At 64.7% G+C, this 11,234-nt stretch carries 11 protein-coding genes; 2 read left to right on the forward strand and 9 right to left on the reverse strand.

The genetic code is table 11. The features are described from left to right. Window positions 1-159: 159 nt before the first annotated feature. The 6 genes from RN01_RS15865 to RN01_RS15890 all read right to left on the reverse strand — a co-directional run bounded on the left by RN01_RS15865 (window position 160) and on the right by RN01_RS15890 (window position 6,685). Window positions 160-1,506: a sensor histidine kinase gene (locus tag RN01_RS15865; RefSeq protein WP_017512553.1), complete on the reverse strand. Its 1,347-nt coding sequence runs from the start codon at window positions 1,504-1,506 to the stop codon at window positions 160-162. Then, window positions 1,503-2,174 carry a response regulator transcription factor gene (locus tag RN01_RS15870; protein ID WP_017512554.1) on the reverse strand — a complete coding sequence of 224 codons (672 nt, stop codon included), beginning with the start codon at window positions 2,172-2,174 and terminating at the stop codon, window positions 1,503-1,505. The genes RN01_RS15865 and RN01_RS15870 overlap by 4 nt, the downstream gene beginning before the upstream one ends. Window positions 2,175-2,179: 5 nt before the next feature. Further along, entirely contained in the window at window positions 2,180-2,533 is a 354-nt protein-coding gene (locus RN01_RS15875) for a PepSY domain-containing protein (protein ID WP_017512555.1), read from the reverse strand. A 313-nt stretch (window positions 2,534-2,846) separates the two neighbouring features. After that, window positions 2,847-3,845: a tripartite tricarboxylate transporter substrate-binding protein gene (locus RN01_RS15880; protein WP_017512556.1), complete on the reverse strand. Its 999-nt coding sequence runs from the start codon at window positions 3,843-3,845 to the stop codon at window positions 2,847-2,849. A gap of 100 nt (window positions 3,846-3,945) precedes the next feature. Further along, window positions 3,946-5,121 (reverse strand): acyl-CoA dehydrogenase family protein, encoded by a 1,176-nt coding sequence (locus RN01_RS15885; protein WP_017512557.1) that lies wholly within the window; start codon window positions 5,119-5,121, stop codon window positions 3,946-3,948. A gap of 10 nt (window positions 5,122-5,131) precedes the next feature. Further along, window positions 5,132-6,685, reverse strand: coding sequence for an AMP-binding protein (locus tag RN01_RS15890; RefSeq protein ID WP_017512558.1), 1,554 nt, complete (start codon window positions 6,683-6,685; stop codon window positions 5,132-5,134). Window positions 6,686-6,793: 108 nt separating this feature from the next. On the opposite strand from RN01_RS15890, the gene RN01_RS15895 reads away from it, so the two are divergent. Together RN01_RS15895 and RN01_RS15900 are read left to right on the forward strand one after the other, a co-directional pair. After that, window positions 6,794-7,684 carry a LysR family transcriptional regulator gene (locus RN01_RS15895; RefSeq protein WP_017512559.1) on the forward strand — a complete coding sequence of 297 codons (891 nt, stop codon included), beginning with the start codon at window positions 6,794-6,796 and terminating at the stop codon, window positions 7,682-7,684. A gap of 35 nt (window positions 7,685-7,719) precedes the next feature. Continuing rightward, window positions 7,720-8,466 carry a hypothetical protein gene (locus RN01_RS15900; protein WP_017512560.1) on the forward strand — a complete coding sequence of 249 codons (747 nt, stop codon included), beginning with the start codon at window positions 7,720-7,722 and terminating at the stop codon, window positions 8,464-8,466. A 1-nt stretch (window position 8,467) separates the two neighbouring features. Here RN01_RS15900 and RN01_RS15905 read toward each other — a convergent pair whose 3' ends face one another. The 3 genes from RN01_RS15905 to RN01_RS15915 are packed head-to-tail and all read right to left on the reverse strand — an operon-like array spanning window position 8,468 to window position 11,110. After that, the gene (locus RN01_RS15905; protein ID WP_017512561.1) at window positions 8,468-9,139 is read right to left on the reverse strand and encodes an anaerobic ribonucleoside-triphosphate reductase activating protein; all 672 of its coding nucleotides are present in this window, start codon (window positions 9,137-9,139) and stop codon (window positions 8,468-8,470) included. 7 nt (window positions 9,140-9,146) lie between these two features. Then, on the reverse strand, window positions 9,147-9,338 hold the full coding sequence (nrdD, locus tag RN01_RS15910; RefSeq protein ID WP_017512562.1) for an anaerobic ribonucleoside-triphosphate reductase: 192 nt from the start codon (window positions 9,336-9,338) through the stop codon (window positions 9,147-9,149). 47 nt (window positions 9,339-9,385) lie between these two features. Continuing rightward, entirely contained in the window at window positions 9,386-11,110 is a 1,725-nt protein-coding gene (locus RN01_RS15915; RefSeq protein ID WP_024570949.1) for a ribonucleoside triphosphate reductase, read from the reverse strand. Window positions 11,111-11,234: the final 124 nt, after the last annotated feature.

Genomic DNA, 11,234 nt, shown 5'->3' on the forward strand with positions numbered 1-11,234 from the left:
CCGGGCCACCCTCCGCCGTGGCCCGTTCAAGCCGGAATCCAGTCGATACACCCCGGTGGCAACGAGAGAGACTGTTCAAGAATGGAACACCGGCTGTTCCAGGGATCAACAGTCGGTGGCTGCCGCCCTCACCGCTCAGCGGTTCAGCGGTTCAGCGGTTCAGCGCTGCGACGGCGTGGCACCTGCGGCGGGGAACCGCATCCGCGCGGCCAGACCGCCCAGCGAGGAGCGCTTCAGTTCGAACACCCCGTCGTACATCGCGCAGATATCGCGCACGATAGACAGGCCCAGCCCACTGCCCTCGACGGATTCGTCCAGCCGGGAGAAGGGTTGCATGGCCTGATGCATGGAGCTTGCGGGCATACCCGGGCCATCGTCGTCGACGCAGATCTCGATCTCCGATTCCTGCGATACCAGCGTCACGCGGATATGCGTGTTCGCCCATTTCCAGGCGTTGTCCAGCAGGTTGCCGAGCATCTCGACAAGATCCTGCCTGTCACCAAAGAAGTCGGCATTACCTTCCACACTCACTTCAATCGGCTTGCCCGCATGAAGCCGCACGAGCGCGCGGGCGAGTTCCTCGACCGCCGGGCGGATCGCAACGCTTCGCCCGCCCGCGCCGGCGGCACCCACTGCGCGGGCCCGCGACAGATGCCGGTCCACCTGCTGGCGCATCGCGTCCACCTGCTGCAGCACGCTCTGGGAGAGCGGACCGGGCAAGGCCGTGGCGCTGTTGGCCAGGATCGCCAGCGGCGTCTTGACCGCGTGGGCCAGATCCGCCGCCTGCCTGCGCGACCGCTCCACGGCATCGTGATTGCGTTTGAGAAGCGCGTTGATCTCATCGACGAGAGGCTTCACTTCGGCCGGCCATACTCCCTGCAACGTGGGGTCGCCACCGCCGTGCAGCTTTGCCACCGCCGCACGCAGGCGGCTCAGCGGCGCCAGCCCAAAGCGGATCTGCGCCCAGACGGCGCCGAGAATGCCCACACCAAGGATGCCGAGTGACAGCCACAACAGATGCCGGAACGACCGTTTGGCGTCCCGCAGTTCGGTGCGATCCAGTGCCACCGTGATCTGGACGTACGCGTCATCCCCGGTCAATTGCAGCCTGCGGGACTTCACCAGCAGCGACTGGCCTTCCGGGCCGTTCCGGATATCGGCGTCTCCCGCCGGAATCTTGCGCTCGATCGTCGTGGGGATATCGATGTCCCACAGCGACCGCGACCGTAGCGATTGCGTGCCCGACGCGGCCTGCCAGTAGGCGCCCGAGTACGGCCGTTCAAAGCGCGGATCTGCGGGCTGGCGCGTCAATTCCAGCTGGCCGTGGCCATTCCATTCGAGCGCGGCGGCAAGGCTGGTCAGGTCCCGGTCCAGCTCGGTCACGTAAGTCTTGTCGACGTGGCGCCCGAACAGCGTATCGAGCACCCAGCCCGTGGCGCATAGCGTGCCGACCACCCACAGCGTGGCAATCAGCAGCAACCTGCCCGCGATGGTGGGCCGCTTCATGCGCCGTGTTCCGGCGGACGCAGCCGGTATCCGAGGCCACGCACCGTTTCGATGACGTCGACACCCAGCTTGCGTCGCAGGCGACCGACGAATACCTCGATGGTATTGCTATCGCGGTCATGGTCCTGCGCGTAGATATGCTCGGTCAGCGTGGTCTTGCTGACGATCACACCCTGGTGGTGCATCAGGTAATCGAGCACCTTGTACTCGTGGGCGGTAAGGACGATGGGCGATCCGTCCACACTGACCTGACCAGTGGCGGGCGCCAGCGTGACGGGGCCGCAGACGAGAACGGGCGAGGTATGCCCGGTGGAGCGACGGATCAGCGCCCGAATACGGGCCAGCAGTTCCTCGGCACGGAACGGCTTGGTGAGATAGTCATCCGCGCCCGCGTCGATGCCTTGCACCTTTTCCACCCAGCTGTCGCGCGCGGTCAGAATCAGCACCGGCACCCCGTTGCCAGCCTGGCGCCAACGCTTGAGCACGGTCAGGCCATCAAGCTTGGGCAGGCCCAGGTCGAGAATGACTGCATCATAGGGATTCTCGGTACCGAGATGCTCGGCGTCGATGCCATCTGACGCGTGGTCCACCACATACCCTGCCTGAGACAGCGTATCGGCAAGCTGGCGCGCCAGTGTGGCTTCGTCCTCGATCAGCAGGATGCGCATCGTCGTCAGGGCTTGCGGGCTTTGTCGAGGTCATGCCCCTTTGCCTTCAACAGGCGCGCGTTGCGGGCATCGTACTTGAGCTTGGCCACCGCGCTGTTCGGCAGCAGCAGCTTGACTTCATAGGTCCATATCCCGTCATCGCGGTCCAGCTTGACGTCGATGACGTCGCCCGTGTACTGATTCGAGACGGTCTCGAGGATGTGGGACAGGGGCAGGATCTCACCCGAGCGCAGCGCCTCGCGGGCGCGGTCGGCATCGGTATCGGCATGGGCGATGCCGGCGGCGCCAAAGGGGCCGAGTGCGGCAACGAGGATCAGGATGTGCGCTGCGGGGCGCAGCCAGCGTGTCAAGGCATTCATGGGGCGCATGTTGCGGGGGCAAGCCTGAACAGAAGCTGAACGCCGCGCTCAGGCGCGGTTCAGGCTCGACAGCGCATGATGCCACGACATTCTCACTCCGTCGCCGCCATGTCACAACGATCCGCCCTACACGCAGTGCTCGCCGGCCTGGTCCAACTCGCCCCGCTGGCCGTGGCGATGGCCGCCGCGGCACTGCCCTTCTGGTACAGCACGCTTTCCCGCTGACCGGAGATCCGGTCAGCCCGGTTCAAGCGCCGAGCGTGGCGATGGTGTCCGTACCATCGGCGCCTGCGTGCGCGGGCTGCCGGATGTCTCAGCCCACCTCCCCCCGCATCCCGATCTCGCCGATGAGCTTGTCGTAGCGGGCGTTATCCGCAGCCACCATCTGCGCGAATTCGGCGGGCGATGCGCTCCTGCGAATCTCTCCCGCGTTTGCCTTCATCGACGCATCGAGTTTCCCACTGGCCTGCAACGCGGCCATGGCATCGAACAACTTCTTCGTCAGCGGCGCTGGCAGGCCAGCCGGGGCAAACAGGCCGCTCCAGTTGTCGAGCACGAAGCCTGGCGGCAACGATTCCGCCAGCGTCGGCACGTCGGGAAAATAGATCGACCGCGCGGCTGACGACACCGCCAGCGAACGAAGCTGTCCGTTGCGCAGGAACGGTGCCGCTGTCGATAGAACGGGCATGCCGAACTGCGTCTGCCCACTCATCATCGCCGTCACGATTTCGCTGGCACCCTTGTAGGGGATGTGAACCGCCTTGGTTCGCGTCTGGTGGAGCAGCGACTCCACTGCCAGGTGCGACACACTGCCCTTTCCGCCCGATCCATAGTTCAAGCCATCCGGCTGCCGGCGCATTGCGTCAATCAGGTCACGCGCTGTCTTGTATGGCGACGAGGCCGGCACGGCTAACACTACCGGGCCGCCGGACAGCGCCGAAATCGCGGTGAAGTCCTTGGTCGCGTCATACGGCTGGTCACGATACAGGTGGACGTTGATCACGTGCTGATTGGCCAGCACACCGAGCGTGTAGCCATCCGGCTCGGCACGCTTCAGCGCGCGAGCGCCGATGATGCCGCCCGCGCCACCGATGTTTTCCACCACCAGCGGCTGGCCCAGCACGGGCGCCAGTTCGGCGGAGATCGTGCGGGCCATCGAGTCGGGCGCGGTCCCGGCGATAAACGGCACGATCAGCCGGATCGGGCGAGATGGATAGGGTGCGGCTGCGCTGGCCACGCGGCTCATCATGCCGCTCAAGGCCGTGGCACCGGCCACGGCGCCTGCTGCGGCAAACCACTGACGACGATTCATGGTTGTCTCCTGTCATGCGGCGCATTGTCTTGTATCGCAATGTCGCCACGCAAATGCGTTAAGGCCCGTCGGTCAGGTCAGACCCGATCAGACCAGATGGTCATGCCCCAGTGGGATCCAGAATCGCCTTGGCGATCGTATTCCGCTGGATCTCGCTGGTGCCCGTGAAGATGCGGAACATGCGGAGCTTGCGCCAGGTCTGCTCCACCGGATGGCCGCGCGTCACGCCCACATTGCCGTGAATCTGCACCGCCTTGTCCGCCACCTCGAAGCAGCGCTCCGACACGAACAGCTTGCACGCCGCCGCCTTCATGCGCAGGTCAGCGCCGGCATCGGCAAGCATCGCCGTCTGCGCGATCATGCTCTCGCACGCCCACAGCGCAGCGGCCATATCGGCCAGCATGTGCTGGATGGCCTGGAAACGCGCGATCGGGCCGCCAAACTGGCGGCGCGCGCCTGCGTACTGTACCGACGCCTTGTACGCGCTCATGGCCAGCCCCAGCATCGACGGACAATGCAGCAGCCGGTTGACGTTGATGCGCGACATGCCGAGCTTGAAGCCACGTCCTTCGCCACCGAAGATGTTCGCACGCGGCACACGCACGTTCTCGAAGCGGATATCGCCATCAATATGCTGGCCAGACATCGGTACGTACTCGGTGCTGACGGTCACGCCGGGCAAATCAAGGTCGACGAGCACCGCTGTGATCGCCGGTGGCGCGGTGGCGGCATCGGTCACGCACATCACGATGGCAAAGTCCGCGAACGGCGCGCCGCTGATGTAGTGCTTCTCTCCGTTGATAACGAGATCATCGCCATCTACGACGGCACTGGTGCGAATGCTCTGCGCATCCGAGCCAGAATGCGTCTCCGTCAGCGCGAAGCACGTGGACTTCTCTCCGCGAATGACCGGCTGGAAGTAGCGTTCGATCTGGTCGGGCGTCGCGTACTTGAGCATGTTGCCCACGCGCGGCGGCCCGCCGAGATCACCCAGCACGTGCGGCGCCAGCACCGCCTCGCTGGCGGCCAGATCGGCCTTGAGCGCGCACTGCTCCGCGATATTGAGACCCTTGCCGCCCAGTTCCACGGGCAGACAGGCCGCGTAGAGCCCGAGTTCGCTGGAACGGCGCCAGACGTTGCGCAGCACCTCGCGCGGCCACGGGTCTTCGGCGCCCAGATCCAGCTCGCGCTCCAACGGCCGCAGTTCCTCGTCGATAAAGCGCTGGATCGCTACGCGCGTTTCCATCAGCACGGGGTTGGTCAGATGATCGAACATGATGTGTCCCTTAATTGACGCGGCGGCTGGCGCCCACCCAGTACTGTTCCCGCACGACTTTGCGCGCCAGCTTTCCGCTTGCGTTCTTGGGCAGCTCGGCCACGAAATCGACCGTGCGCGGCGACTTGTAATCGGCGATGCGCGCGCGGCAATGGCCGATCAATTCCGATGCGCTGGCTTGCCGGCCCGGCCACAGCGCCACCACGGCCTTGACGCTTTCGCCCCAGGTTTCATCGGGCACGCTGATTACGCAGGCCTCCATGACGTCCGGATGCTGGTACAGCGTGGCTTCCACTTCGGTCGGGTACACGTTGAAGCCGCCCGAGATGATCATGTCTTTCTTGCGATCGACCAGGTACAGATAGCCATCGGCATCCACCCGCGCCAGGTCGCCGGTGTGCAGCCAGCCGTCGATCAGCACCTCGCTGGTGAGACCGGGCTCGCCCCAGTAGCCCTGGAACACATCCTCGCCACGAATCACGAGTTCGCCAATCTCGTCGTCGCTGACCTCCTCGCCGCGTTCATTGACGACCCGCACTTCGGTTTCCCCCATGGCGCGACCGCACGATGCCAGCCGCTCTGGATGCCGCGCGAGTGCCTCGGCATGATCCGCCGTGGATAGCCGGGTAACGCCGGACGTCGATTCGCTGGCGCCGTAGCCTTGCGACAGGATTGGACCGATGCGTTCCCACGCCTCGCGAATGCGTGCGGGCGCCATGGGCGCGGCGCCGTAGGCCAGCGTCTTCAGGCAACGCAGGTCTGCCGTGCCCAGCGTGGGCTCGGCCAGCAGCAGGTTGATCATCGCCGGCACCATGAACACGTGCGTCAGCTTCAGACGCGGCACCTCGGCCAGGAAGTGCGCGGGCTCGAACCTCTCAAACAGGACCAGGGTGGCGCCAAGGAACAGATACGGCTGCATCAACATGCCAGACGCATGGGTAATCGGCCCGATCAACGCCAGGCGATCGCCCGGGCGTGCGGGGCGATCCATGCCCAGGATCATCTTGCGCATCGACGCCAGCCGGTTGCCGTAGCTCTGCATCGCCGCCTTGATCTTGCCGGTGGAGCCCGACGAGAAATGCAGCACGGCGAGGTCGTCCGGCTGCGGCACATAGTCGATGGCGGCGGTGGCCCCGCCATCGATCAGCGCTTCATAGGCACCGTATTGGCCCTCCGCCCCGGAAATCGCAAAGAAATGCTCCACGCAGCCGAACCCGCGCGATTCCCGCTGGTATCTCGTGTAGCCGGGGCCGACGATCATCACGCGCGGCGTGCAGTTTTCCACGACATCCGACGCCTCTTCGGCGGTGAAGCGGGGATTCAGCGCGGCCTTGACCAGCCCGGCCTTGTACAGCGCGCATTCGATCTCCACGATCTCCGGACAGTTTCGCGCCTGGATCGCCACGCGGTCGCCGCGGGTCAGGCCCAGCGCCAGCAGCGCGTTCGCCAGCCGCGTGGAACGCTCGTCGAGCTGGCGATAGGTCAGCACGCGATCCCGGTACAGCACGGCCGGGTTGTCGCCCCAGTAACGAGCGGCGCGCCTGAGGAAGTAGGCGAACGTCATGCATGTCTCCTTGCAACTTGTCTGGTGTTTGTGCGCCCAGTCTGTAAGATGACGGGCATCACTACAATGCATTGACTGGAATAAAGTCATAAACATCAGGAATGTGAGATGGAGACTCGCGATCTGGAATACGTGCTGGCTGTAGAAGCCCACGGTGGCATCGGGCGTGCCGCCGAGGCGCTGGACATGACCCAGCCGGCACTTACCAAGGCCGTGCAGCGCGTGGAGGCGCAACTGGGCGTACCGCTGTTCGAACGCACGACACTGGGTATGCGCGTCACGCAGGCGGGGACGGTCTTTCTCGAACGGGCACGCCGGATCCGGCTGGAATATGAAGACGCAATCAAGGAAATGCGCGGCATCCAGACCGGCGAACAAGGGATGCTGCGCCTCGGCTATTCCCCTTCGATGCCCAATGCGCTGGTGCTGGGCGCGTGCCGGCAACTGATTCGCGAGCGGCCAGTGGCACGGCTGCGCCTGACGATGCGTGTGGCGCGCGAGTTGATGGACCTGCTACAGGCCGGCGAACTCGACCTGGCCATCGCCCCGTTGCCGCGTCAGGCAAACCCGGCCCTGGTGTCGCGTGAACTGTTCACCGACCGCCTGGCCGTGGTGGCCGACGAAAATCATCCATTGCTACGACGACGCAACCTGACGCTGGCGGACCTGACCGACCAGCAGTGGCTGCTGCCTAGCTCGCACGTGCTGATCCGCCAGCAGATCGACGCCGCCTTCACGGAACTGGGCTTGCCCGCGCCGATCCTGCGCGTGGAGACCGACTTCGGCAGCACGGCCCTCTTCGATCTGGTGCGCGGCACCGAAATGCTCTGCATCGCGGGATCAACCAGCAATGGCGCCCAGGCGGGCCTGCGCCCCATCGCACTGCGGCCTGATGCCCTGGACCTGGGCCGACGCGTAGGCGTAATGTCGCGGGCGGGTGCCTATCTCTCGCCGCTGGCCCTGCGCATGATTGGCATTTTCGAGGCGCGGATGCAATGAGGGACGATCGGGACCCGCGCATTACACTGCAGCTTATGAGCCGCAGCCACCCGCAACCGCATCTTCAGGATTCCCTCACCGCCTACTACTGGAGTGGCGACGCCATCCGCAGCCGGCGCGTGAGTGACGTCGTGCTCTCCGGCACCGTCGACATTCCAGAGCCCCCTGCCCGGCTGACCGCAGACTGGGCGCGCGACATCTCACATCACATGAACCTGGAAGTGGGGGATGTCGAAGTCATGCCCCTGGCGCGGGCACGCGCGCGTTGGCCGGATTATTCGCACTGCGTGCGTGCGGTCTCGGATTGGGCGAGCACGCTTGGCCTGCCTGAAGTGCTGGCCGCGAGCGATGTGGCGCTTATGGTCTGTCGCGGGGCGCGGTATCACCATGACGGCGACCAGTATGGCGGCGCCGCATTCTGCAATCTCTTCCTGAGCGAGGACAAGGGACAGGACGTCCACTTCCCCTTGCTGGATCTTCGTGTTCCGCTGCAGCGGGGCACCGTGTTGATCTTCGATACCTGCCAGCCTCACGCAGTGATTCCACGCGACAGCAGCCGTTTCAACACCGCCGACTTCCCGACAAATCAGGATTGCACCCAGCTATTCCTGACCTGGGAGTTGCCGATCGAGAATGCCCACGTGGCACGGGCGCTCAAGATCGCGTTCGACAGCGACGTATCGACCGCACGCGATCTGGACGAAGAGCAGGTCCGACTACATTGCGAAAGGGTTGGCGTGTGTCAGGAAACCGGCGCGTGGCAACGCTTCGTGGCTGAGTAAATCAGGCCGGCATTCGCACGGCAATCCGCGGACACGCCGCTGCGATGCGGTCTGCAATCCCCGCCGGGTGCGGCACCGGCATTCCGGCGCGATTGCAGACTTGCAACGACCAGCGTCGAACCCCCTTCTCCGCCAGCGTATGCAGCAGCGCCATCAATTCGGCCTCATCGAATAGCGCGGGGTCCCAGGTCGTACGACATTCATGGGCGACACCGCTTGCCACCAGACGCTCCAGCGAGTCCATCACGCGTGTGGCGCTTCCGGGCGTGCCGGTCACGTGGTCGTAGCGGTGCGCGGGCGCCTTGATATCGAAGCCAACCCAGTCGACCCATGGCAGCGCGGCCTCCAGGCGGTCCGGATACATGCCAGCCGTGTGCAGGGCGACCTCGAAACCCAGTTGCCGCACATCGCGCATGGCGGCCGGTAGCGCGGCCTGCAGCGTGGGCTCGCCGCCGGAGAACACCACGCCATCCAGCAGGCCGCGCCGCCGCGCCAGGAATGCCAGCACGTCTTCCCAGGCCCGCGCGGACGGACTGGCGACCGGGATCAGGTGCGGATTGTGGCAGTAGTCGCAACGCCAGGGGCACCCCTGGCAGAACACCACGGCGGCCAGCCGCCCGGGAAAGTCGATGCTGGTCAGCGGCGTGAAGCCGCCGACTTTCAGGTCTGCCACGATGGGCTCAGGCCGCGCAGCGAATCTCATCGAAGAACGTGCGCTCGGCATGCTCGCCTTTCTTGCCGGTATTGAAGCTCGCCACCGGACGGTGGTAGCCCATCACGCGGGTCCAGACTTCGCAGGGTTGGCGCTCTTCGTCCTTGAGTGCCAGTGCGGGTTCGATCGAGAAATGGCGGGCGACAGCGAGATCAGTCATGGCGTTGCTCCTTATGTGCGAAACGTCGGGTTGAAAATCGGGAAACCTCACGCCGCCAGCGCGGCGCGTTTGCGCGCGAGAATGTCCTCGTCGCACTTCGGGCAGAAGCGGTGTTCGCCGGCCAGATAGCCGTGCTTGGGGCAGACGGAGAACGTCGGCGTGATCGTGATGTAAGGCAGCCGGAACGACTCCAGCGCGCGACGCACCATCCGCTTGCAGGCCTCGCCGCTGGACAGTCGCTCGCCCATGTAGAGATGCAGGACCGTGCCCCCGGTGTACTTCGATTGCAGGGCTTCCTGACGCGCCAGCGCCTCGAATGGATCGTCGGTAAAGCCGACGGGCAACTGCGACGAGTTCGTGTAGTAGGGCTGATCGGCCGTGCCGGCCTGCAGGATGTCGGGCCAGCGCTTGCGGTCTTCACGCGCGAAGCGATACGTGGTGCCTTCCGCGGGCGTGGCCTCCAGGTTGTACATGTGGCCCGTGGCTTCCTGGAATTCGACGATCCGCCCGCGCACATGGTCCAGCAGACGCACCGCCATCGCGTGCCCGGCTTCCGTAGTGATGTCGTACGCATCGCCCGAGAAATTGCGGATCATCTCGTTGATGCCGTTCACGCCAAGCGTCGAGAAATGATTGCGCAGTGTGCCCAGGTAGCGCTTCGTGTAGGGGAACAGCCCTTCGTCCATCAGTTGCTGGATACGCTCGCGCTTGGCCTCCAGCGTGTCGCGGCCCATGTCCAGCAGTGAATCGAGCCGGTTCAGCAGTGCGGCTTCGTCGCCTTGATACAGATAACCGAGGCGCGCGCAGTTGATGGTGACCACACCCAGGGACCCGGTCTGCTCCGCACTGCCGAACAAACCATTGCCGCGCTTGAGCAATTCACGCAGATCCAGTTGCAGGCGGCAGCACATGGACCTGACCATATTGGGCGTCAGGTCCGAGTTCACGAAGTTCTGGAAGTACGGCAGGCCGTATTTCGCCGTCATCTCGAACAGCCGCGCGGCGTTCTCGCTTTCCCACGGGAAATCCGGCGTGATGTTGTAGGTGGGGATCGGGAAGGTGAAGACGCGCCCTTTGGCATCACCCTGCGTCATCACCTCGATGTACGCACGGTTGATCATGTCCATCTCCGCCTGCAGGTCGCCATAGCGGAACGGCATCTCCTCGCCGCCGATGACGGGCACCTGTTCCTTGAGATCGTCGGGACATGTCCAGTCGAACGTCAGATTTGTGAACGGCGTCTGCGTGCCCCAGCGCGACGGCACGTTGAGGTTGTAGATCAGTTCCTGGATGTGCTGCCTGACCTCGGGGTACGTCATCGCGTCCTTGCGGATGAAGGGCGCCATATAGGTGTCGAACGACGAGAAGGCCTGCGCGCCCGCCCATTCGTTCTGCATCGTCCCCAGGAAATTCACGATCTGCCCGACCGCGCTCGACATATGCCGCGGCGGCGCGGCTTCCACCTTGCCCGGCACGCCGTTGAGGCCTTCATGCAGCAGAGTGCGCAACGACCAGCCGGCGCAATAACCGGACAGCATGTCGAGATCGTGGATATGGAGGTCGCCTTCCCGGTGCGCGGCGCCAGCCTCGGGCGCGTAGACATGCGAAAGCCAGTAGTTGGCGGTGACCTTGCCGGCCACATTGAGGATCAGGCCGCCCAGCGAATACCCCTGGTTGGCGTTGGCGTGAATCCGCCAGTCCTTGCGGTCCAGGTATTCATTGATGGACGACTCGACGTCGACAGTCGTCGCGCCCCGGATGTTCTGCTGCATCGCACCCCTCCCGTGCTTACGCACAAAATATGGGGTGGATTATCTATATCGATACCATAGGTGGTGTTGCGGCAGATCAAACGGCGACACCGCTGCGGGGGGGGGGGGGGGGGGGGGGGGGCCC

The organism is Cupriavidus sp. SHE (genome assembly GCF_000812445.1).
GTDB lineage: Bacteria > Pseudomonadota > Gammaproteobacteria > Burkholderiales > Burkholderiaceae > Cupriavidus > Cupriavidus metallidurans.